The organism is uncultured Tateyamaria sp. (genome assembly GCF_947494755.1).
Lineage (GTDB): Bacteria > Pseudomonadota > Alphaproteobacteria > Rhodobacterales > Rhodobacteraceae > Tateyamaria.
Genome location: NZ_CANLVZ010000019.1, coordinates 1 through 22059, shown reverse-complemented (window position 1 = coordinate 22059; position 22059 = coordinate 1). Strand labels below are relative to the sequence as shown.

The 22059-nt window shown below is 61.1% G+C and carries 24 protein-coding genes and 1 tRNA gene; 15 read left to right on the top strand and 10 right to left on the bottom strand.

The features are described 5' to 3' along the window. The 13 genes from Q0908_RS18270 to Q0908_RS18210 all read left to right on the top strand — a co-directional run bounded on the left by Q0908_RS18270 (position 1) and on the right by Q0908_RS18210 (position 12149). Positions 1 to 1110: an NUDIX domain-containing protein gene (locus tag Q0908_RS18270; protein ID WP_299288025.1), complete on the top strand. Its 1110-nt coding sequence runs from the start codon at positions 1 to 3 to the stop codon at positions 1108 to 1110. 67 nt (positions 1111 to 1177) lie between these two features. After that, positions 1178 to 2212, top strand: a complete 1035-nt coding sequence (locus Q0908_RS18265) for a cysteine synthase A (protein ID WP_299288022.1) — start codon at positions 1178 to 1180, stop codon at positions 2210 to 2212. After that, positions 2212 to 4611, top strand: coding sequence for a DUF3772 domain-containing protein (locus Q0908_RS18260; protein WP_299288018.1), 2400 nt, complete (start codon positions 2212 to 2214; stop codon positions 4609 to 4611). Before Q0908_RS18265 ends, Q0908_RS18260 begins: the two co-directional genes overlap by 1 nt. Next, complete coding sequence (locus Q0908_RS18255) at positions 4608 to 5327, top strand: alanyl-tRNA editing protein (RefSeq protein ID WP_299288015.1); 720 nt, start codon at positions 4608 to 4610, stop codon at positions 5325 to 5327. Before Q0908_RS18260 ends, Q0908_RS18255 begins: the two co-directional genes overlap by 4 nt. A 71-nt stretch (positions 5328 to 5398) precedes the next feature. Next, a tRNA-Ser gene (locus Q0908_RS18250) sits at positions 5399 to 5488 on the top strand. Between the two features lie 338 nt (positions 5489 to 5826). After that, complete coding sequence (gene hisD, locus Q0908_RS18245; protein ID WP_299288012.1) at positions 5827 to 7134, top strand: histidinol dehydrogenase; 1308 nt, start codon at positions 5827 to 5829, stop codon at positions 7132 to 7134. After that, positions 7127 to 7888: an SDR family oxidoreductase gene (locus Q0908_RS18240; RefSeq protein ID WP_299288010.1), complete on the top strand. Its 762-nt coding sequence runs from the start codon at positions 7127 to 7129 to the stop codon at positions 7886 to 7888. Before hisD ends, Q0908_RS18240 begins: the two co-directional genes overlap by 8 nt. Next, positions 7885 to 8865, top strand: coding sequence for an alcohol dehydrogenase catalytic domain-containing protein (locus tag Q0908_RS18235; RefSeq protein WP_299288008.1), 981 nt, complete (start codon positions 7885 to 7887; stop codon positions 8863 to 8865). The genes Q0908_RS18240 and Q0908_RS18235 overlap by 4 nt, the downstream gene beginning before the upstream one ends. A gap of 30 nt (positions 8866 to 8895) precedes the next feature. Then, complete coding sequence (locus Q0908_RS18230; RefSeq protein WP_299288006.1) at positions 8896 to 9309, top strand: universal stress protein; 414 nt, start codon at positions 8896 to 8898, stop codon at positions 9307 to 9309. Positions 9310 to 9349: 40 nt separating this feature from the next. Then, complete coding sequence (comD, locus tag Q0908_RS18225) at positions 9350 to 9856, top strand: sulfopyruvate decarboxylase subunit alpha (RefSeq protein ID WP_299288003.1); 507 nt, start codon at positions 9350 to 9352, stop codon at positions 9854 to 9856. After that, positions 9853 to 10407: a sulfopyruvate decarboxylase subunit beta gene (comE, locus tag Q0908_RS18220; protein WP_299288000.1), complete on the top strand. Its 555-nt coding sequence runs from the start codon at positions 9853 to 9855 to the stop codon at positions 10405 to 10407. The genes comD and comE overlap by 4 nt, the downstream gene beginning before the upstream one ends. Before the next feature lie 153 nt (positions 10408 to 10560). After that, positions 10561 to 11637, top strand: a complete 1077-nt coding sequence (locus Q0908_RS18215) for a chemotaxis protein CheB (RefSeq protein WP_299287996.1) — start codon at positions 10561 to 10563, stop codon at positions 11635 to 11637. A 131-nt stretch (positions 11638 to 11768) separates the two neighbouring features. Further along, positions 11769 to 12149, top strand: coding sequence for a chemotaxis protein CheD (locus Q0908_RS18210; protein ID WP_299287993.1), 381 nt, complete (start codon positions 11769 to 11771; stop codon positions 12147 to 12149). 53 nt (positions 12150 to 12202) lie between these two features. On the opposite strand, the gene Q0908_RS18205 is transcribed toward Q0908_RS18210, so the two are convergent. The 10 genes from Q0908_RS18205 to Q0908_RS18160 all read right to left on the bottom strand — a co-directional run bounded on the left by Q0908_RS18205 (position 12203) and on the right by Q0908_RS18160 (position 19526). Continuing rightward, positions 12203 to 12493 carry a hypothetical protein gene (locus Q0908_RS18205; RefSeq protein WP_299287990.1) on the bottom strand — a complete coding sequence of 97 codons (291 nt, stop codon included), beginning with the start codon at positions 12491 to 12493 and terminating at the stop codon, positions 12203 to 12205. Between the two features lie 50 nt (positions 12494 to 12543). After that, the gene (locus tag Q0908_RS18200; RefSeq protein WP_299287987.1) at positions 12544 to 12930 is read right to left on the bottom strand and encodes a response regulator; all 387 of its coding nucleotides are present in this window, start codon (positions 12928 to 12930) and stop codon (positions 12544 to 12546) included. Positions 12931 to 12952: 22 nt separating this feature from the next. Continuing rightward, entirely contained in the window at positions 12953 to 13804 is an 852-nt protein-coding gene (locus tag Q0908_RS18195) for a CheR family methyltransferase (protein ID WP_299287984.1), read from the bottom strand. Then, complete coding sequence (locus Q0908_RS18190; protein ID WP_299287981.1) at positions 13804 to 14262, bottom strand: chemotaxis protein CheW; 459 nt, start codon at positions 14260 to 14262, stop codon at positions 13804 to 13806. Before Q0908_RS18190 ends, Q0908_RS18195 begins: the two co-directional genes overlap by 1 nt. Before the next feature lies 1 nt (position 14263). Then, complete coding sequence (locus tag Q0908_RS18185) at positions 14264 to 16363, bottom strand: chemotaxis protein CheA (RefSeq protein ID WP_299287978.1); 2100 nt, start codon at positions 16361 to 16363, stop codon at positions 14264 to 14266. Positions 16364 to 16372: 9 nt separating this feature from the next. After that, positions 16373 to 16738 carry a response regulator gene (locus Q0908_RS18180; protein ID WP_299287975.1) on the bottom strand — a complete coding sequence of 122 codons (366 nt, stop codon included), beginning with the start codon at positions 16736 to 16738 and terminating at the stop codon, positions 16373 to 16375. Then, a complete protein-coding gene (locus Q0908_RS18175) occupies positions 16735 to 17013 on the bottom strand; it encodes an STAS domain-containing protein (protein WP_299287972.1) in 279 nt (92 codons plus the stop codon). Before Q0908_RS18175 ends, Q0908_RS18180 begins: the two co-directional genes overlap by 4 nt. Positions 17014 to 17178: 165 nt before the next feature. Next, on the bottom strand, positions 17179 to 18258 hold the full coding sequence (locus tag Q0908_RS18170) for a methyltetrahydrofolate cobalamin methyltransferase (RefSeq protein ID WP_299287969.1): 1080 nt from the start codon (positions 18256 to 18258) through the stop codon (positions 17179 to 17181). Positions 18259 to 18273: 15 nt separating this feature from the next. Beyond that, positions 18274 to 19200 carry a methylenetetrahydrofolate reductase gene (locus Q0908_RS18165; protein ID WP_299287966.1) on the bottom strand — a complete coding sequence of 309 codons (927 nt, stop codon included), beginning with the start codon at positions 19198 to 19200 and terminating at the stop codon, positions 18274 to 18276. Between the two features lie 29 nt (positions 19201 to 19229). Continuing rightward, positions 19230 to 19526, bottom strand: coding sequence for a virulence factor (locus tag Q0908_RS18160; protein WP_299287963.1), 297 nt, complete (start codon positions 19524 to 19526; stop codon positions 19230 to 19232). Positions 19527 to 19801: 275 nt separating this feature from the next. Here Q0908_RS18160 and Q0908_RS18155 point away from each other — a divergent pair, with 275 nt between their 5' ends. Further along, on the top strand, positions 19802 to 20926 hold the full coding sequence (locus Q0908_RS18155; protein WP_299287960.1) for a Ppx/GppA phosphatase family protein: 1125 nt from the start codon (positions 19802 to 19804) through the stop codon (positions 20924 to 20926). Between the two features lie 60 nt (positions 20927 to 20986). Continuing rightward, positions 20987 to 21718 (top strand): RlmE family RNA methyltransferase, encoded by a 732-nt coding sequence (locus Q0908_RS18150; RefSeq protein ID WP_299287957.1) that lies wholly within the window; start codon positions 20987 to 20989, stop codon positions 21716 to 21718. The last annotated feature ends 341 nt before the right edge of the window (positions 21719 to 22059 follow it).

Sequence of the window (22059 nt, the reverse complement as noted above, 5' to 3'; positions counted from 1 at the left end):
ATGAAATCCATATTCTTTTACGGCACCTTGCGCCATGTGCCGCTGCTGGAATGCGTGATGGGGCGGGCGGTTGGTGACCTTGATATCACGCCGGACGTCTTGCCCGGGCATCGGATTATGGCGGCGTCTGACGGCCCGTTCCCCTTGCTGGCGGTCGACCCCGACAGCAACGCAACGGGCGTTCTGGTGCGCGGGCTGACGGCGGACGATATTGCGCGGCTCGACTACTACGAGGCCGGCTTTGCCTATGACCTGCAACGCCTCACCTTGCAGTCCGGCGTGGCGGCAGATGTCTATGTGCCGCTGCACCATATAGCCTCGGACGGGCTGTGGGACATCGTGGGCTGGCAAAGGGACTGGGCCGAGATAAGCGTTGCCGCCGCCGAAGAAGTCATGAGCAACTTTGGCCAGATCAGCGCCAGGGAGATCGCCCGCCGTTTTCCGCGCATCCGCGCCCGAGCGTGGAGTCGGGTGTTGGCGCAATCGGGTCGCCACAGCCCCGACACCTTGCGCGGCAAGGTTGAGGTTCTCGAACGCACGCGCGCCTATTCCGACTTTTTCGCGCTGGACGAGATCAAGATGCGCCACGAGACATTTGACGGGGCGATGTCGCCCGTGCTGACGCGCGCGGTCTTTGTGGCCTCTGATGCGGCGCTGGTGCTGCCCTATGATCCGGTGCGCGACCGTGTGCTGCTGGTCGAGCAGGTCCGCCTTGGGCCCATCGGGCGCCATGATCCGGCCTGTTGGCAGCTTGAGCCGATCGCGGGTATGGTCGATCCCGGTGAACAGCCCGAAGAGGCCGCGCGCCGCGAAGCGGCAGAGGAGGCGGGGCTGGTGCTGGATCAGATGGAAACCGTTGGTGCGGGCTATGCCTCACCCGGGTCCGCCACGGATTTCTTTCACACATTTGTCGGTACCTGCGATTTGCCAGACGAGATCGCCGGCGTTGGCGGTGCAGAAGACGAGGACGAAAACATCCGCTCGCATCTGGTGTCTTACGATGCGCTGCTGCGCATGGCCGAGACGGGGCAGATCGGCAATGTCCCCCTGACCATGCTGATATACTGGCTCGCGCATCATCGCGATCAGCTGCGCGCCGGACACGCCTGACCCCGTTTTGCTTGAGGTCGCCTGACGCCCTCGCTACACCTGAACCAACTGAAAAAGGAACGCTGTCATGCGCTATGCTCCGGATCTGGCTGCGGCCGTTGGAAACACCCCCCTGATCAAGCTGCGCCGCGCCAGCGACGCGACGGGCTGCACCATTCTCGGCAAGGCCGAGTTCATGAACCCCGGCCAGTCGGTCAAGGACCGTGCGGCCCTGTCGATCATTCAGGATGCGGTGGCCTCGGGCGCGTTGCGCCCGGGCGGCACGATTGTCGAGGGGACGGCAGGCAATACAGGTATCGGTCTGGCGCTTGTCGGGGCCTCAATGGGCTTCAAGACGGTGATCGTGATTCCCGAAACCCAGAGCCAGGAAAAGAAGGATATGCTGCGCCTGGCGGGGGCAGAATTGATCCAGGTGCCCGCCGCACCCTATCGAAATATCAATAATTTTATCAAATACTCGGGTCGTTTGGCGGAAAAACTTGCCGAAACCGAACCAAATGGAGCTATCTGGGCCAACCAGTTCGACAACACCGCAAACCGTCGCGCCCATATCGAAACCACCGGTCCCGAAATCTGGGAACAGACCGACGGCAAGGTTGATGGCTTCATCTGCGCGGTAGGGTCAGGGGGAACCTTGGCTGGCGTCGCCGAAGTGCTGCAACCTAAGGGCGTCAAGATCGGTCTGGCGGATCCGGACGGGGCAGGGCTCTATAGCTATTTCACCACCGGCGAGATCGTCACAGAGGGCGGTTCGATTGCCGAAGGCATTGGACAGGTCCGCATTACCAAGAACCTCGAAGGGCTGAAGCCCGACTTCAACTACAATGTGTCCGACGCCGAGGCTCTGCCCATCGTGTTCGATCTGTTGCAGCACGAGGGGCTGTGTCTGGGTGCGTCCTCGGGGGTCAACGTGGCGGGGGCGATCCGGCTGGCCCGCGATCTGGGCCCCGGACATACCATCGTGACGATCCTGTGCGACTTTGGCACGCGCTATCAGTCCAAGCTGTTCAACCCCGATTTCCTGCGCGAGAAGGGGCTGCCTGTGCCGGAATGGCTCGATCAGGGGCCCTCATCCATCCCCGGCGTGTTCGAGGACGCTTGATGTTGCGACGCTTTATGGTGCGCTTGTGCGCGGCGCTGGTGTTTGGCCTTTGGGCTGTTCTGGCGCTCGCCCAATCGGACACACCGGACTACGAGGCATGGCGCGACGTGGCCCCACGTGCCGAGGCGGCGGTCGAAGCAGCCGAGGCGTCGGACGCGGCACTGATCGAGTTGCGCTCCGAAGTCGCGATGTGGCGCCAGCAGTTCCAAACCCAGCTCAACGCCAATGACAGCCGCCTGCAAACGCTGCGCGAACAGATCGCCTCGCTTGGCCCCGCACCCGAGGAAGGGGCCGAGGAGGCCACCGAAATCGCCGCCCGTCGCGCAGAGCTCAACGCGCAACTTGAACGACTGAGTACGCCGCGCCGCACCGCCGAGGAGGCGTTTAGCCGGGCCAACGGGATCATCACCGAAATTGACGACATCCTGCGCCAACGCCAGACCGAAGAGCTTTTGGACATGGGCCCGTGGCCGGTCAATCCTGCGAACTGGGGTGATGCGGCCCGCCATCTGGGCGAAAGCGTGGTGGCCGTCACCACCGGGGTTGGGCAAGCGTGGAAAAATCCGTCGCGCCGATCGAATGCGCAGGACAACCTGCCGCTTGTCATCATCTTTCTGGTCATCGGCCTCGTACTGCTGGCGCGGTCGCGTCATTGGTCCGAGCTGTTGGCCGTGCGCATCCAGCGCGGCGATCACCGTTCGGGCGCGGGGGTTGCGGGTTTTGTGGTCTCCCTTGGGCAGATCATCCTGCCGATGTTGGGCCTGTTTGCAATTGTGCGCGCCATTGGGGCCACGCAGCTGTTTGGCCCGCGCGGGCAATTGCTGCTCGACACGCTCGAGCCGATTGGGCTGACGTTGTTCTATTCGTTCTGGCTGGCCAGCCGCATTTTTCCACGCAGCGATGCGGTGCCCACGCCCTTGCACCTGCCACCTGAGCGGCGGGTCGAGGGGGGTGTCTACACCTGCATCCTGGGCGGTGTGTTCGGCCTGTTCATCCTCGTGGATGTGTTTGGCGACTTTGACCGCTACGACATGGCCGTCAACGCGGTCCTCAAATTCCCGCTGATCCTTGTCGCGGGGCTGTTGCTGGCACGGGTGGGCTGGCTCCTGCGCCGCCCGCTCAGAGAGCCGCTTGACGAGGTTTCCGGCGAACGCCAGTTCTCCGCCCGTTTCCTTGGGGTGCTCGGCCAGGGCGTCATTGCCGTTGGCATTCTGGCACCGATCCTGGCCGCGTTCGGGTACGGCACAGCGGCGCAATTCCTGACCTTTCCCACGATCCTGACGTTGGCGCTGATCGGGACGGTTGCGTTGTTGCAGGGCGTCTTGCGCGACGTCTATGCGGCGGTACGACCGGGCGAAGGCGCGCGCGACAGCCTGATCCCCACCTTGGCGAGCTTTGTGCTGGTGCTGATGGCTCTGCCGCTGCTGGCGCTGATCTGGGGCGCGCGGGTCACGGATTTGACCGAAGTGTGGACACGGATCCGTGGCGGCCTGACGGTGGGGGACATGACGATCTCACCGGGCAGCTTTTTCACGCTGATCATCGTCTTTGCCTTGGGGTATCTGCTGACACGCGCGGTGCAGGGGGCCATGCGCACCTCGGTGCTGCCCAAGACGAAAATCGACCCCGGCGGGCAGACGGCCATCATTTCGGGCCTTGGCTATGTGGGTATCTTTCTGGCGGCCCTCATCTCGATCACCGCTGCGGGCATTGATTTGTCGAGCCTTGCGATTGTGGCTGGTGCCTTGTCCGTCGGCATTGGCTTTGGTCTGCAAACGGTGGTGTCGAACTTCGTGTCCGGGATCATCCTGCTGATCGAACGGCCCATCGCCGAAGGGGACTGGATCGAGGTGGGGGGACAGATGGGCTACGTCCGCTCGATCTCTGTCCGCTCAACCCGGATCGAGACGTTTGATCGCACGGACGTCATCGTGCCCAACGCCGATCTCATTTCGGGGACGGTCACGAACTACACGCGGGGCAACACGATCGGGCGGGTCATCGTGCCGGTCGGCGTCGCCTATGGCACCGATACCCGCCGCGTGGAACGCATCCTCAAGGAAATCGCCGATGCTCATCCCATGGCGCTGGCCAACCCGGCCCCGCAGGCCCTTTTCATGGGTTTCGGGGCGGACAGTCTCGACTTTGAAATCCGCATGATCCTGCGCGATGTGAACTGGATGCTGGCCGTCAAGAACGAGATCAACCACCAGATCGCCGCGCGCTTTATCGAAGAGGATATCGAAATCCCCTTCGCGCAACGCGACGTCTGGCTGCGCAATCCCGAAACGCTGCACCCCCGCGATGCACGCGGCTCGCAAGGCGCCGAACCGGCGGCAGAGCCCGAGATCATGACGCCCACCGACGGCGACATGGACACGGACGGAGACGGGCGATGACCGATATGCTGTTTCGACAGGACGCCTATCTGCGCGAGGCGTCTGCCACTGTGACGGCCCACACCACTGAGGGCGGGATCGTGCTGGATCAAAGCATCTTTTACCCCACGGGCGGCGGCCAACCCGGCGACAGCGGTGCGCTGCGGTGGGATGGGGCTGACATGGGCATCGCCACAACCATCAAGGGCGACGGCGAGGCGATCATATTGGTGCCCTCCGAACCACGTGCCCTGCCGCCGATTGGGGCGGAGGTCGAACAGGTGCTCGACTGGGATCGCCGCTTTGGGCACATGCGGGTGCACAGCGCGCTGCATTTGTTGTCGGTCGCTGTGCCCTTTGGGGTGACGGGCGGCTCGATCGGGGCGACGCGCGGGCGGCTCGATTTCGATATGGAACACGCCCCCGAAGACCGCGACGCACTCGAAGAGATGTTGAACGGATATGTCGCCGCCGATCTGCGGGTCAGCGAAGACTGGATCACCGGAGCCGATCTCGACGCCAACCCCGGCATGGTCAAAACCCTGTCTGTGCAGCCCCCGCGCAATGCAGGGCGCATCCGTCTTGTGCGGATCGGGGACGGCGACGACGTGATCGACCTGCAACCTTGCGGCGGCACCCATGTGGCACGCACCGGCGAAATCGGCGCGCTGCGCATCGGCAAGATCGAAAAGAAGGGCCGGATGAACCGTCGCATCTATCTGCATCTGGACAGCTGAGATCACGCCGAGGTTTTCTTTCATCTTGCGGCTTGCATTTGACCACGACAATTGGATAGAGACGCGTCAACGGACAGGTGGCCGAGTGGTCGAAGGCGCACGCCTGGAAAGTGTGTAGGCGGGAGACCGTCTCCAGGGTTCGAATCCCTGTCTGTCCGCCACTTTCTGATTGCGCTATTGCCTCCGGCGACTTGAGCACGATGGCTCGGGTTCGACCCTTGTTCGAACCGCGTCGCCACCCCCTGTCGCTGGAACGGTTCATAGGCATCGCGACGCTTCGCAGGCCACGTTGATATTTCCGACGTGCGCAGTGTTGACGAAAAGTACGCCAATGCCGCACGCACATTTCAAAAACACAAAAATCGGATCGATTGTTTTCAAAGCCGATCTTTCCACGCCGCATGCCGCTTGCGCGCAGCACGCCCGCGCGCGTACCTAAGGTCAACGCATGGGGCCGGTTCGGCCTATGCCCCCGTACAGTTTAGGGATTTGATCATTTATGGCACGCCAATACCTCAAGAAAGCAACCCTCACCGCCCAATCCGGCGCGTCCGACGTGAGCGAGATTGTCACCGGCATTCTTTCGGATATCGAAAAGGGCGGTGATGCCGCAGCACTCGATTATGCGGCGAAGTTTGATCGCTATGAGGGCAATGTGGTGCTGAGTGCCGCCGAGATCGAGGCCGCCTGCGCGCAGGTGTCAGACAAGCTCAAGGCCGATATCCAGTTTGCCCACCAGAATGTGCGCACCTTTGCCGAAGCCCAGAAAAGCACTGTCGCCAATTTCGAGGTAGAGGTCGTGCCGGGCCTGATGGCTGGTCAAAAGGCGATCCCGGTGGATGCGGCAGGGTGCTACGTGCCCGGTGGGCGCTACAGCCATATCGCGTCGGCCATCATGACCGTGACGACGGCCAAGGTGGCGGGTTGCAAGCATATCGCAGCATGTTCGCCCCCGCGCCCGGGCGTCGGTGTGGCCCCGGCCATCGTCTATGCAGCCCATATCTGCGGGGCGGACAAGATCCTCGCGATGGGCGGTGTACAGGGTGTTGCGGCGATGACCTTTGGTCTGTTCGGACTGCCCAAGGCGAATATTCTGGTGGGGCCTGGCAACCAGTTCGTGGCCGAAGCCAAGCGTATCCTGTTCGGTCGCGTCGGCATCGACATGATTGCCGGACCTACCGACAGTCTTGTTCTGGCGGACAAGACTGCCGATCCGCTGATCGTGGCGACGGATTTGGTCTCGCAGGCCGAACACGGCTACAACTCGCCCGTCTGGCTGGTCACGGATGATCAGGCGCTGGCCGAAACGGTCATGGGGCTGGTGCCGGGACTGATCGACGATCTGCCGGACTTGAACCGCGAAAACGCCTTTGCCGCATGGCGCGACTATGCGGAGGTGATCGTCTGTGCGGACCGCGAAGAGATGGCCGCCTGCTCGGACGAATACGCCCCCGAACACCTCACCGTGCAGGCCGATGATCTGGAGTGGTGGCTGGACCGGCTGACTTGCTATGGCTCGCTGTTCCTGGGCGAGGAAACGACCGTGTCCTATGGCGACAAGGCGTCGGGCACCAACCACGTGCTGCCGACCTCGGGGGCGGCGGGCTATACCGGTGGGCTGTCCGTGCACAAGTACATGAAGATCGTCACATGGCAGCGCGCCACGCGCGAAGGGTCAAAACCCGTGGCAGAAGCCACCGCGCGCATCTCGCGGCTCGAGGGGATGGAAGGGCATGCGCGTGCCGCTGATGTGCGGTTGGCCAAATATTTCCCCGGTGAGAATTTCGACCTGTCCGCTGATGGCTGACCCACGTGATCTCTTTGACCTGACGGGCCGTGTAGCCTGTGTCACCGGGGCCAGCTCCGGCCTCGGGCGACGTGCGGCAGTGGCCTTGGCCGCAGCCGGGGCGCAAGTTGTAGGCGTGGCCCGGCGGACGGATGATCTGGACGCGTTGACGGCCGAGATTGGCGCAAACGCAGCGGCGGTTGTGGCGGATGTTGCCTTGCGCGATGCGGTGACCGAGGTCGTATCAGCCATCGCTGCACCCTTCGGCAGCCCTGACATCATCGTGCATGCGGCGGGCATCAATACACGCCAGACTGCGGATGAGGTGACATCCGAGGGGTGGGACCAAACGCTGGCTCTCAACATCTCGGCCCCGTTTTTCCTGACCCAGGCCCTCGTGCCCGCGATGAAAGCCAAGGGGTGGGGGCGCATCGTGAATTTTGCCTCGCTGCAGACAACCCGCGCCTTTCCGGGCGGGATTGCCTATGGCACGACCAAGGCCGGTATCGCTCAGTTGACCCGCGCCATGGCCGAAGCATGGTCACCCCACGGGATCACCGCCAACGCCATCGGCCCTGGCTTTTTCCCAACCGAATTGACCCAAGCGGTGTTTTCGGATCCAGAACGGGCCAAGCGCAATGCAGCCCAAACCTGCATGGGACGCAACGGGCGGCTTGAAGATATAGACGGCCCAATGCTGTTCTTGTGCTCGGATGCGTCTGGCTATGTTACCGGTCAGACGCTGATGGTTGACGGAGGGTTCACGGCGAAATGAGAGCATTGGTCTATGAAGGGGTCGAAACGCTGCACGTCCGCGACGTGCCAAACCCCGAAGTCGGGCCCGGGCAGTCCTTGGTCCGCATCACGGCCTCGGGGATTTGCGGGTCGGACATGCATGCCTATCTGGGCCATGACGCGCGCCGCCCCGCGCCGCTGATCCTTGGCCACGAAGCGGCGGGTATCATTGAGGGCGGGCACCGGGACGGCACCCGCGTCACGATCAATCCGCTGGTCAGTTGCGGCACTTGCCCGGCTTGCCGCGCGGAGCGCTCAAACTTGTGCCCGGAGCGTCTGATCATCTCCATGCCGCCGCGCGAAGGGGCCTTTGCGCAATATGTGGCGATGGCGGATGACAACCTTGTCGTGGTGCCCGATCATGTGCCGCTGGAAAAGGCGGCGCTGGCCGAACCGCTTGCCGTCAGTTGGCATTCGGTGCGACTGGGGCTCGAAACGCTGGACCATGCGCTTGGTGCAAATGCGCTGGTGATCGGGGGCGGGGCCATCGGGTTGGCCGCTGCGCTTGCGCTGAGGGCGCAAGGCATCGAGGATGTTACGATCGCCGAACCCAACGAGGTGCGCCGCGCCTTCCTGACAGACCAGTGCGACCAGCGCGCCGTTGCACAAAGCGACGGTACATATGCCATGGTCATCGATGCGGTGGGTTATGCAGCGACGCGGTCGCTAGCCTCTGCGCGCTGCGCCCCGGGCGGCGTCATCGTGCATATCGGTCTGGGCGAGGACATGGGCGGTCTCGATATTCGCCGCATGACCTTGCAGGAAATCACGTTCATCGGCACGTATACCTACACGCCGCGGGATTTCCGCGATACCTGCAGCGCGATCTTTGATGGCGCGCTCGGCCCGCTCGACTGGATCGAACAGCGCAGCCTTGACGCAGCGCCGCAAGCCTTTGCCGACCTGCGGGCAGGCACCGTTGCTGCGCCCAAGATCGTTCTGGATCCGTGGGCATGACACAAACAGCGACGGAATTGGAGACAGGTCATGTACACTAAAATCCTCGTTCCAATGGCGCTGGATCATGGCGTGTCGATCCACACGCTCGAGATTGAGAACGCCCTGCGCGGCAGTGGGGCCGAGATCATCGCCTTGCACGTTCACGAGGCCCCGCAAGGCTCTGTCAGCGCCTATCTGGACGAAGCAACAGTGGCGACCGGGTTTGAAAAGGTGCGCACCGACCTTGCCGAAAAGCTGGCGGATCAAGCGGGCGTCACACCCTGCATGGTCAAGGGGCACTCGGCCCGGACCATGATCGATTATGCAAATGCCAACGACATCGACGGCATCTTGATCGGCTCTCACAAACCGGGGCTGTCCGATTGTTTCCTCGGCTCGACCGCCTCTCGCGTGGTGCGCCAAGCCGGTTGCGCCGTCCATGTACAACGCGCATCGCAGTAAAGATGTCGCATCTCAAATCCAAGGAAGGTTTCGAAAAATCATGAACATAGACAAGAAGATCACGGACGATCTGGTAGCCAATGGCGTCTCGTTTGTGACGACCGTGCCGTGCAAGCAACTGGCCGGGGTCATTGACGAGATCGAGGCGCGGGACGAGATTTTCCATATCCCCTCCAACAAGGAAGACGAGGGCATGGGCCTGTGTGCCGGTGCCTGGATGGGCGGCAAACGCCCGGCCATCATCATGCAGAACACCGCCATCGGGGTCACCATCAACACCCTGGCCACGCTGATCCAGTACTACCGGATGCCGCTTCCCATGCTGATTTCCTACCGCGGCGAGCTGCGCGAACCCGTCGCCTGTCAGGTCGAAATGGCCGTGCACACCAAGGCGCTTCTGGCCCAGATGAACATCCCCACCTATCACTTCCACAAACAGTCCGATGTGGACGAGCTGGATATGATCCTGAAATACACCTTCATGTGCAACAAACCCGTGGCGATCCTGACGGATGCCAACTTTTGGGGAGGCTATGGCGACCAATGATCCGTTCTGAAATCCTGCGCGAAATCGCGCCCATCCTGCGTGACCATCTGGTCGTGTGCAATATCGGTCTGCCCAGCCAGGAGCTGCACATGATCGACGATCAACCCACGAATTTCTACATGCTCGGAACGATGGGCCTGTCGTCCTCCATCGGTCTGGGGCTGGCGCTGGCCCAGGATAAGACGGTGATTTCCATTGACGGGGATGGTTCGGTTCTGACCAATCTGGGGACCTTGCCGACCATCGCCAACAACGTGGCCGACAATTACATCCTGATGATCATCGACAATGGCTCTTACGGCTCGACGGGGGATCAGCCGACCTATGCGGGCAAAAAGACCAAGCTCGAAGCGGTCGCGGCGGCCTGTGGGTGCGAGAATGTGGTGACGTGTCAGGATGTGGACACAGGTGAGGTGCTGCAGGCGGCGATCGACAGCAAGAAGATGACGGTGATTGTGGTGAAATGCGACAGCGGCAACATCAAACTGCCGGTGATCACCATGGACCCGGTCGTGATCAAGGATCGGTTTATGAAAGCCGTCGGGGCCTGACAATCAGGGTCAACCGCTCCCCTATGCGCGGTTGGCCCCTGCGATTAAGGTAGCCTTCACACTTGCAGCGATAGAGTGCCTTGGGGAAACAGGGCTTTCGCAGGCAAAGTTGATGGTGTGGCCACGTAATCGGGCAAGCAAACAGATGCAGTCGTGCACGGCATATGCCGTGCGCTTGCGCTTTGTCTGATGGGGCTGCGGGGTTCTGATCAGGCACCTGTGCGCGTGGTCGTCGTGGACGATTCAGTCACGATGCAACGCTGGTTGCGCAGCGTTCTGTCCAAGGATCCACGGTTGGACCTTGTCGGTGTTGCTGGCTCAGCGACCGAGGCGCGCGCCGTCATCAAGGCGACAAACCCGGATGTGCTGACCCTGGACATCGAGATGCCGGGCATGAACGGTATCGAATTTCTGGCACACCTGATGAGACTGCGGCCCATGCCGGTGGTTATGTTGGCCTCAGCCGTCAGTCCCGACAGTGCATTGGTCAGGCGCGCATTGGCGATAGGGGCTGTGGCTTGCGTGCCAAAACCGACGCTGCCGACACCAGAGTCTATGGCGGCTCTGTGTGACAGCGTTTTTGCAGCCGCGCACGGTCATGCCCAAAACGGACATGACGCAGATCAGAGCGCATATCATAACAAGATCCTGTTGATCGGTGCATCGACCGGCGGGGTCACCGCGATCGAGCGGCTGCTTGCGCGGCTGCCCGATGACATCCCCCCCATCGTGATCGCTCAGCATATGCCGCAAAGCTTTCTCGAGAGTTTCGTGCGACGGCTTGACCGGCTTGGACCGCACCGCGTTGATTTCACACGCAGTCGCATGCAGCTGGCACCGGGCGACATCCGCATCGCGCCGTCCTTTGACGTTCAGACATGTGTCACATGGCACAGCAACGCCTGGCACATCCAGGAAATTGCGCGGGACAACGCGCATAGATTTTGCCCATCTATCGACGTTCTTTTCGCATCCTCAACGACATGGGCGCCTCAGGTGGGCGCTCTGCTGTTGACCGGGCTCGGCAGTGATGGCGCCAAGGGCATGTTGGCGCTGCGTCGCAATGGCGCGCGCACAATGGGCCAATCCCAAAACAGCTGCGTCATCTACGGCATGCCCGGGGCCGCGCTCGCGCTGGACGCATCAGAGGCCGAGGCCGATATCGACACCATCGGTGCCGAAATCCTGTCGCGGATGCAGGGCAAACGCGCGGGTCAGGCGACCTTATGACCTCGGAACATCGCATATATATCGCCCAAGGTGAGCATGCGACCGGGGTCACTGATCACCTTGTGATCGCCACGCTGCTCGGGTCATGCGTGGCGTGCTGCTTGTGGGACACCGCGGTCAGGGTTGGAGGGATGAACCATATATTGCTGGCCAATGGGACCGGTGGCAGCACTGCGCGCACGCTGTCGGGGATAAACGCAATGGAGGTTTTGATCAACGATCTGATCAAGCTTGGGGCGCGGCGTGATCGGTTGAAAGCCAAAGTCTTTGGCGGTGCCCGGATGATATCGGGTCTGTCTGACATCGGTGCCGAAAATGCTGAATTTTCTGTCTCCTATCTGTCGCAAGAGCGGATCCCGTTGGTGACGCAGTCCCTGGGGGGCACGCAAGCGCGCAGCCTGCGCTTTTGGCCGACCACCGGGCGGGTGATGCAAAAACTGACCAACACCCGGATGCATGAAGTCGAGGTTAAGCCCCCGCATCCGCCACCCTCTGGATTGGAGCTATTTTAGCCCAACACTCGGGTGGAGCCAGTGTGCCAGGTGCGGTGAGATGTCGATCAATCTCAAAACAGATCGACAGCACCGGAATTGGGCTGAGATGTGGCCGCGGGCGTATCAATCAGCAGGCGCGTACTTTCCAAAATCACGGCGCTCAGCGCTGTCTCGCGGCCGGGTCCCGTTGCGGCCAAAGCCGTTGCAAGCCGTGACAAATCCCTGAGCGACTGACCAATCGCATCAAATTTTTGCAAATGGACGATGTCTGGCGTTTCGAGCGAGGTATTTTGTACCGCCGCAACGAGGACATTTTCGATTTCAGCAACGTTCGCGGCCAATACATTCAGGTGGGCCGCCATGTTCGTCAGGGTGGTGCTGTCGCGCCCATGATCGGCGGATCGCGCAGACATCAAAGCGGACCCACAACGGTCTCAATACACTTGCGCAAGTCGGCCGGCTGGAATGGTTTTTTCAGATAGTTGTTCATCCCCAGTTTCTGACCGTAATCAATGATCTGCTGCTCGGCCCGCCCGGTGATCAAAATAAATCCCACACCTTTGGTCCTCGGACCACTGCGCAAATGATGCAGCAGCTTCAAACCATCCATATTTGGCATGTTGTAATCGGAAATGATCAAGTGCACCGGGTAGGCTGCGAAGGTGCGCAAGGCATCCGCACCGTCCTCGGCTGTCGAGATGTGGCGAATGCCCATGCCATCAAGGCTTTGCGTGATGATGCCACGACTGGTGGACATATCATCCACCACCATGATGCGAATTTGATCTCGAAGGGCCATGACTATTCTTCCAATCTAAGATTCATATGCCGGTACCGGTCTTGGCGTAGGCGGTGGGACCTATTGATTTGAACCCATATGTGGCGGCATCGGTAATGCGCTCGGAATGACCCAAGAAGAATTGACCATCGGGTTTCAGCGCACGCTCAAATCGGGGCCACAGGCGGCACTGTGTTTCGATATCGAAATAGATGACGACATTTCGACAGAAAATCGCGTCGAAGGCATGTTTCATCGGCCATTGGGTCAACAGATTGAGTTCGTGAAATACCACGCGGGCCTTTACTTCGTCGGGAATATGGATCGCCGCCGAACCCTTCTTGTGCGGTGCCAGAAAACGCCCTCGGACCTCATCGGGAATTTCGGCAGATTGTCGGGCGCTGTATTGTCCCCGGCGCGCAAACCCGATGACATTGGGGTCGATGTCCGTTGCCAATATCTTGAAATCCATGTCTGCAAGGCGCGGCTCGACACAAAGCAAGTGCATTGCGATCGAATAGGGTTCCTGGCCATTCGAACATCCTGCTGACCAAATGCGGATCCGCTGATCGCTATCGGGGCTATTCCTCAGCTTTGACGCCAGCTGTTTTGCCAAGAGGTCAAAATGATGCGGTTCCCGAAAGAAATGGGACACGTTGGTCGTCAGCGCCGAAATCATGAACCGTCGTTCGTCCGCGCCGCGCCTTGATTTCACGAGATCGCAGTAATGGTCAAAATCGCCAATATTCAACGCGCGCAGCCGATGGCGCAGTCTCGATTGCACCATCAGTATCTTTTCGGGCACGAGCTTCAGCCCGCTTTCGCGGTAGGTCAGAGCGGCGATCGCATCAAAGGTCGCCTCGCTCAGTCGCGCGTACCCGACCTCACTCGTCATCAAGCGGCCTCGCCTTGCGAAAGGACGACGATATTGTTCAGGTCGAGCACGCGGATCATGCGATCTTCGATCAGGGTCAGCGCCTTCACGACCGTTTGTGCGCCGTAATTTGCCGCATCAGGTGGCGGCTGCAAGGCATCTGGCGGCAGCGCAATGATGTCGGAGACCGCATCGACCAAGAGCCCGGTCATCGTCTCCTCAAAACTGACCACAATGATCACGTTGCGATCACAATGCGGGCGGGTTGGCAGCCCGAGCCGTTCCCCCAGGTCCATAACGGGCAAGACGGCACCGCGCAGATTGATGACACCACGCATGAAACTGGGCGCGTGGGGCAGGGGGGTTGCCTTGGCCCAACCCCGGATCTCGCGCACACACATAATATCTAGGGCGTATTCGTGTTCTCCCAACTCAAACGTGAGGAGTTCTACGGGGTGGGATGTTTGCAAATCTTCCATCTTATGACTCCATTCTTATCTTTTGAGATTTTGCGTGCGGGGGCTCGCCGGCGCGGGCGATAATGTCGGACGGGTCGACGATCAGCGCGATCTGTCCATCGCCAAGAATGGTCGCCGCGGCGATGCCCGGCGCGCGATACAGTGTATCGTCCAACCCTTTGATCACCACCTGGCGCTGATCCTGAATCTCGTCCACCACAAGCGCGCCCAGAGAACCATCATCATGGGTGATCAGCAGCGCGACGCCGTCGACATAACTGTCTTTGCGCGCGCGGTAGCCAAGCAGGTAGCCAAGATCGAACAGCGGCACCAAACCATCCCGCACCCGCACCACGTCCAGCCCGGGCTGGATCGCGTCGAGGGTTTCCGCTGACAGTGTCACGGTCTCCGCGACCACGTTCAGCGGCAAGACCAGCGTTTCGTCCGCCACTTCGATGACCATCCCGTCCAACACGGCCAATGTGAGGGGCAGCGAGATCGAAAAATTGGTGCCCAGACCGGGGGTCGAGGTTATTGAAATGCGTCCGCCAAGCGATTGGATCGCAGTGCGCACGACGTCCATCCCAACGCCTCGTCCGGAGAGATCGGACACCGTGTCGGCCGTCGAAAATCCAGGCAGGAACAAAAGGTTGTCGATCTCGCTGTCGGACAGGGTCGCGTCGGTCGGTATCAGACCTTTATCCATTGCTATTTGAAGGACACGGGGCCGGTTGATACCGCCCCCATCATCGCTGACCTCGATGATCACCCGGCCGGAGCGATGCGCGGCGCTGAGTGTCACACGCCCTTGCGCGTCCTTACCGTTGGCGACGCGTTCATGCGTCGGCTCCAGCCCGTGATCAACGGCGTTGCGGATCATATGGGTTAGCGGATCGGCAAGCCGTTCGATCACCGTCTTGTCGACCTCGGTCGCGTCACCGTCCGTGATCAGGCGCACATCCTTGTTCACAGCGGCGGACGCCTCGCGCACGATCCGGGACATCCGTTGAAACAGTGGTTTGACCGGCTGCGCGCGGATCATCATCACGCTGTCCTGAATGTCGCGTGTGAGACGCTGAAACTCCTCGAGCCCATTCATGGCGTCCGAGTGCGGGGACAACCCGGCGCCTTGCAGGCTTTGAGCCAGCATCGCCTGATTGATCACCAACTCACCAACCAGATTGACGAGCCGTTCGATCCGATCCAAATCCACGCGCACCACTGATCTTGCTGCCGCAGGCGTGGCGCGCTGTGGGGCCTGTTCCGGTTCAGCACTGTCGGTTTCGGGCTCAGGAAGCGGCTCGGAAACCTGATCCGAAACAGGTGGCGGTGTGGGGTTATCTGTTGTGTCTGAACCGGCGAGCCGTTCAATGCTCAGCTTGCACAGCCCTTCGACGAATTCGAAGACAGAGGCCACTTCGGCCTCGTCCACCTCGCTTGTCAGCAAGATCGTCCACGACAGATAGGAGGTCTCCGGCACAATGTCAGACAGCGCAGGCACCCGCGCCGTATCGCACTGAATATCACACGTCCCCAAAGCCGCCAACGAGCGCAGGATCGGAAAGACATCATTCCCAGTTTCAAACATCTCTGCATCGGGGGCAAAGCAGATTTTGAACTGCGGTGCGGGCGGAAGATCGTCCAGAGCTGGCAGGTCCAGATCAAGATCGAGGGCCAAGCCCAGAGGCTGAAACTCAATCTCCGGCTCGACTTCATCCGGGGGCACACCCGCGCCGATATGCGCATCCATCTCCGCCAAAATGGCATCGCCCGCACTGGATGGAATTTCGGTGCCGTCCCGGTTTGCGCGGACAAGGTCTGACAGGTGATCTGCCGCGCGGAAGAAATGCTTGAGCAAATCGATATCGACAGCGAGCTCACCACTGCGCACCCGGTCAAGCACAGACTCGTAGTGGTGGGAAAACCGCACCAATGCCTCAAGCCCAAACGCGCCGGCCCCGCCCTTGATCGAGTGAACCGCGCGAAAGACCACATGAATCGTTTCAGCGTCATCGGTGCCGTCTTCCAAGGCTTGCAGACCGTCCTGCATCGCCTCAAGCAATTCGTCGCATTCGACAAAGAAAGAGGCCCGAATTTCTGCCATGGGATCGGGCGTGGTCATGTGACGATCCTATCCAGCAACCATTTGCAGGGCTTTGACCAGTTTGGAGGGATCAAAGGGTTTCACGATCCAGCCTGTTGCCCCTGCCGCGCGTGCGCGCATCTTCAATTCGGGGGCCGCTTCGGTCGTAAGGACCAGGATGGGGGTTGTGCGGTGCCCCGTCTGATCCCGCACCGCGTCGATGAATCCAAATCCGTCCATGCGCGGCATATTGATGTCTGTGATGATCACATCGGGCGCGATATTGGCCAACACTTCGGTGCCGTGCACGCCATCATCGGCCGTGTGAACCCGAAACCCTGCGGGCTCAAGCGCCAGGCGGATCATGTCGCGCATCGTGCGGCTGTCATCCACAGCCAGGACTTCAAGGTTCATGTTGCACCTTCCATCAGAATTTCCGGGGTCAGCCCCATGTCAGCCAATTGCTCCACGGCACGCTCGGACACATCGATCAGATCAAGAGTTCCACCCGCATTGCGTGCCGTTTTTCCGGCGCTGAGCAACAGTTGCGCGCCAAGCGCCCCCATCAGGGTCACTTTGGATGCGTCGACGCGGAGTTCAGCGCCCGCAGGAACAGCGTGCAAACGCGCATGAACATCCCCCACACCCGCCACATCCAGCCGGGCAGGTAACACCAGCGAGTCAGACATAGGGCACCCGCGCCCACACAAAATAGGGTTTCAACAGACCGACCTTTCGCCAAACAACCATGTCGTCGTCGGTGTAGCGGACGCTATGTTAAGACCACGTAAAGCGCACAAAAAAACCCGCGCTCGATCCAAACGCGGGTTCCAAAAATTTTAGCTAACCGTGACTTAGCCGCGGCGGCGTCCGCCGCTGCGACCGGCCCGTCCGCGTCCTTCCTGACCGGCCTTGGGAGGCATGCGGTTGAACTTGATCCACTCGCCTCCGCCCTCGTCATTGTTGGTCAGGAAATTGGCGGCGCGGATGGCTTCCATCTCCTTGCCCGCACGCGGTCTGGTCGAGCCAAGACCGAACATCTGCACCAGCGTTTCATCGTCCATGCCGTCAGGCAGGATGATCCCGGCCGCTTCGATCTCGGCCCGTTTTTCGGCAATCTTGGTCGGACCTACGGGCAGGGCGACGGGGTTCATGATCGCAGAGGTCATGCCCGCGCCCATGGCCATCGGCAGGAAGGCGTTGTTGATGCCGTGCCTGTTTGGCAGGCCGAAGGAGATGTTCGAGGCCCCGCAGGTCGTGTTGACCCCCAATTCCTCGCGCAGACGGCGCACCAGGGTAAAGACTTGCAAGCCCGCCGTGCCCATCGCGCCGATGGGCATCACCAGCGGGTCCACCACGATGTCATGGGCTGGAATGCCGAAATCGGCAGCGCGTTCCACAATCTTCTTGGCGACCGCAAAGCGCACATCGGGGTCTTCGGAAATGCCGGTATCGTCATTGGAGATGGCGACAACGGGGACGTTGTATTTCTTGACCAGCGGCAGGACCAACTCCAGCCGTTCTTCCTCGCCGGTGACGGAATTCAGGAGCGGACGGCCCTCCGCAGCGGCCAACCCGTTTTCAAGCGCACCGGGCACGGAGCTGTCGATGCAGAGCGGGCAATCGGTGACGGCCTGCACGCGCTCCACAAGTTCTTTCATCAGGGTCGGCTCGACGAAGTTGTTGTCCGCATAGCGGGGATCTTCGGCCATCTTGTTCGAGAACACGGCACCTGAGTTGATGTCGAGGATCGTGGCACCGGCGGCGACCTGGGCAACTGCATCGGCTTCGACACGGGAGAAATCGCCGCGCTCGAGCTCTTCGTTCAGAACCTTGCGTCCGGTGGGATTGATCCGCTCTCCGATCACGGCAAAGGGCTGGTCAAAGCCGATCACGGCCGTCTTGGATTTGGATTCGACGATGGTGCGTACCATGAATGGGCAGTCCTTTTAGGCGTTGGCCGGGACCGCGGCGCGGCCCCCGTTTTCGATGGCCCAGTGGGCGTTGGTCTTGATCCCGCCAAGGGGGAAGAAGTGGACCTGAGTAATGTTGAAATCCGGGTTGGCGGCCTTATGGGTGGCCAGATCCGAAATCACTTCGGCAGGAGAGAAGGGCAGCAAGAGCTTGGTCACGTCCTTGGCCCGCTTTTGCAGCACTTTGAGGGACGGGCCGACACCGCAGGCGATGGCGAACTTGATCATGGTCTGCAACTTGGCCGGGCCAGCGATGCCGATATGGATGGGCAGGTCGATCCCGGCCGCCTTGAGGCTGTCAGCCCAAGCGATGATGGGTGCCGCCTCAAACGCGAACTGGGTGGCAATCGCCATCTTGGCGTCGGTGCGATTGGCGAAATCCTGTTTCCAGCGCAGCGCCTCGTCCACCATGGCCGTGCCGCCAGTGGGATCGATATCGCGGTTGCCCTCGGGATGGCCTGCAACGTGCAGGTGCTTGAAACCCGCCGCTTCAAAGGCCCCGGTTTCCATCAACTGCATGGAGCTGTGAAAGTCGCCATGGGGCTGATCGACACCACCGGCCAGCAACAGCGCCTGATCCACATTCGCCTCACCCTGATAGCGCGCGATCCAGTCCTTGAGGGTGGCGGTGTCCTTGATGATACGGGCGGGGAAATGGGGCATCACCGGAAAACCCTCGGCGTTCAGGCGCTTGGCGGTGGCGACCATATCCTCGATCGGCGTGCCTTCGATATGGGCGATATAGACGCGGGTGCCAGCGGGCAGCAGGGCGCGGAAATCCTCGACCTTTTCAGCCGTGCGCGGCATCACCTCGATGGAATAGCCGTCCAGAAACGCCTCGACCTCGGGGGACAGGCTGCCGGGCACCGGGCCGTCGTCTTTCTTGAAATTCAGCAACGCCATAGCGGCACCTTTCGCAGTGAGCGGGTGGGTCAGGCCCAGCCTTCGTTGTCGATCAGCGCCTTGATGCGCGCGGTGTCATATTCGGCATCCAGACGGGTGGCTTCGGCGTCAGCGACCGCATCGGGCTCGCCGTCCATCGGGTAGGGGTCCGCCTTGCGCCATTCCGCCAGATAGGCGTCCGCATCCTTGGCGTTCACCTTCATCGCGGCGCGGTCAATGGCTTGCTCAAACCGTTCGGGCAATTGCCGTTTCGAGCCACGGCGGCCCTTGCCCACAATCACTTGGGCCGGGATATCGCGCCAGTAAACGATGGTGACGTCAGGCATGTGATTCCTCCTCGGTCGGTTGCCCCTCCATACTAGCCGTGCACCCATCCACGCGGGCTGTTTTCGACAAGTGCGAAGACGGTTGCGACGCGGGGCCGGGCAGGGACACCGGCGGGGCATGGGTAACGCCGATTGCCCAGCCCGTTCAACGTCAAAGGGTTCATAAAGAATATCAGCCAAATCCGCACTCTATGTCATAATACATCGCAACCCACTTGCGCGGATTGCGTGCAGCCCATATCGTCAAGGCAACTCGATATGAAAGGCGCATCAAGATGGCGCCAAAGCGTCCCCATGGTGCGGGCGCGCAACAAAAGCGGGACAGGTCGCATCTGTCCCAGCCCGTGCCGCGTGCCCCAGGATCGCCCGAGCTTTATGCCGCGCTGGATCTGGGCACGAACAGTTGTCGTATGTTGATCGCCGAGCCGCGAGGCGCGGGGTTTCATGTTGTCGACAGTTTCTCGAAATCGGTGCAGTTGGGGCTGGGGCTTGAACGTTCGGGAATGCTGTCGCGCGGCTCGATGACGCGCACGGTGCAGGCCCTGCGGATCTGCCAGCAAAAGCTGAAACGCCACAACGTGAAGCGGATGCGGCTGGTCGCGACCGAAGCGTGCCGACGCGCAGCCAATGCCCGCGAATTCATCAACCGTGTCCACCGCGAAACCGGCCTGCGCCTTGATATCATCGAAACCGAGGAAGAGGCGCGGCTGGCCGTGATCTCCTGCGCGCCGCTGGTCAGCCCCAAGACCGAGAACCTGTTGGTGGTGGATATCGGGGGGGGCTCGACCGAACTGGTCTGGATTGACCTGTCCCACGTGCCGGGCCCCGACCGTCCACAGGCGATCATGCGGCTGCATTCCGGGTTCGTGCAGGCGGTGACGGACATTCCAGAGGCGCGCGTCGTGGATTGGATCAGCGTGCCGCTCGGCGTCGCCACCTTGCGCGAACAGTTCAACGACGTTGAGGACGACGCGGCCCGCTTTGCGCTGATGAGCTGGTATTTCGAAGAGAACCTCGCCGATTTCACACCCTATCACGACACCGAACTGACAGAAGGCTTTCAGATCATCGGTACCTCCGGCACCGTGACCACCGTTGCAGCGTCCCATTTGGGGCTCAAACGCTATGACCGCACAAAGGTCGATGGGTTGCGCATGACCTCGCCGCAGATTGATGCGGTGATCCGCTCCTACCTCAGCATGGGGCCGGGCGGGCGAAGGGCTGACCCCCGCATCGGCTCGGACCGGCATGCGTTGATCATGTCGGGGGCGGCGATCCTGCAAGCGCTTATGCGCTGCTGGCCCACGGACCGGCTGTCGGTCGCAGATCGCGGCCTGCGCGAGGGGCTGCTTTATGCGCAGATGAGCGTGGACGGCGTGCTTGAGGAACAATCGGTCTGACTTGAAGCGGTGCGCGCGCCGGTGTAGGGCGGGTGCCTGACATGCGAAAGGCGGCACATCGTGGGCAAGACCCCGACAGGCAAGAACACTTCCGGGCGTGGTCAGCGCGAGCTGAAGGTCAAGGTCAAGAGCGCGCGCGGGCGCAAGCTGTCCTCGACCCGCTGGCTGCAACGCCAGTTGAACGACCCTTATGTGAAACGCGCCCAGGCCGAGGGCTATCGCGGGCGCGCGGCCTACAAGATCCTCGAGCTCGACGACAAGTTCCGCTTTCTCGTGCCCGGCGCACGGGTGGTGGACCTTGGCGCGGCGCCGGGCGGGTGGTGCCAGGTGGCGGTCAAGCGGGTCAATGCGCTAAACGAACGCTCGGGCAAGGCGGTCGGCACCATTCTGGGTGTGGATTTGCAGGAAATGGAACCCATCGCGGGTTGCGAATTGCACCAGCTTGATTTCATGGAAGATGACGCCGACCTCAAGGTCAAGGAATGGCTCGGTGGCAAGGCGGATGTGGTCATGTCGGACATGGCGGCTGCGTCATCCGGGCACAAACAGACCGACCACCTACGGATTATTTCGCTGTGCGAGGCGGCAGCCTATTTTGCCTTCGACGTGCTGGAAGATGGCGGCACATTCGTCGCCAAAGTGCTCGCAGGCGGGGCCGAGGGCAGCTTGCAGAAACTGCTGAAACAGCGTTTTGACAAGGTGGCAAACGTCAAACCCCCGGCATCACGGTCCGACAGTTCAGAGAAATTCGTGGTTGCGACCGGGTTTCGCGGAACCCAAACAGACACGTGACTGCGCCAATGACGCAAGGGCCCGGCGTTGCAAAATCTGAACGACGCGGGGGCCTACAGGTCGATCCGTGACGGGGCCAACCTGACGTGTCGTGTTTCGGGCCACGCTGTCATCGTGCAAATGGGTAAAGTTTTGGGTGCGGCCAGCGGGATAGGCTATGTGCGATACGAAAGTGGGGCCCGAGAGGCCGACACAGCGTGTCAAAAGACTTATTTGCCGCCAGAACGCCCCCTGACCTGCTCCCCTGAGAGTCCGTGTTTATAGGTTAGCACTGTTCAGGTTTTGGTCCTCTTCTGACCGGTTAGCATATTCGTATGGCGTCAGGCCAGCGAGGCTGGAGT